2 protein-coding genes are annotated in these 654 nt (G+C 64.1%); one reads left to right on the top strand and one right to left on the bottom strand.

The window, feature by feature from the left end:
- Positions 1-107: glycosyltransferase (locus tag A5698_RS28120; protein WP_156670810.1), on the bottom strand; the 107-nt coding region annotated here is incomplete at its 3' end.
- Between the two features lie 212 nt (positions 108-319).
- Between A5698_RS28120 and A5698_RS28125 the strand changes: the two genes are divergently transcribed.
- The coding region (locus A5698_RS28125; RefSeq protein WP_231967453.1) for a glycosyltransferase at positions 320-654 on the top strand (335 nt) is incomplete at its 3' end.

The raw sequence follows: 654 nt of genomic DNA on the forward strand, positions 1-654 counted from the left end.
GGGACGGCCATGTGCACTTCGTGCCCGCGGTGCAGCAGTTCACGGCCAACCGCGGCGCAGGGTTCCACGTCACCACGCGTCCCATAGCAGGCCATTAAAAGCTTCATCGCGTCCTACCCTCTCATTTTTTTGCGGAGCCTTTCACTGTTGTTGCTGAGGCGCAATGGCGCCGACGGCTGCCGCGGTTCCAATTCGACCGGCCACGCCATGCCACCGCCAGCGGCACCGGAGTGGCCGGCTCGCCCCAGCAGTAGTCGCCGTGGGACTCCGCCGACCCCGATGTACTCTCTGGTCCACGCAACTTGAAGGGGGGCAGTGGATGGCCAGATCCCTGAGATTTGTGCTGGCAAGCTACGGAAGTCGTGGCGATGTGGAGCCCTGCGTTGCCGTTGGCCGGGAGTTGCTGCACCGCGGACATCAGGTGTATTTGGCAGTAGCGCCCGACATGGTGGGGTTCGTCGAGTCGGCAGGGCTCGGCGCGACGGCGCTCGGTCCGGACCCGCAGGAGATGCTCGAAGCGCATTGGGCCTTCTACAGAACGTGTTTTCGCACGCCTTGGCGCATCCGCGAAGTGAGCAGACTGTCGCGCGAGGCATGGGAACCCAAGGCTCGAGCGTGGGAAGAGCTGAGCAGAACGCTGACGTCTCTTGCGAA

The organism is Mycobacterium sp. E136, from assembly GCF_001666865.1.
Lineage (GTDB): Bacteria > Actinomycetota > Actinomycetes > Mycobacteriales > Mycobacteriaceae > Mycobacterium.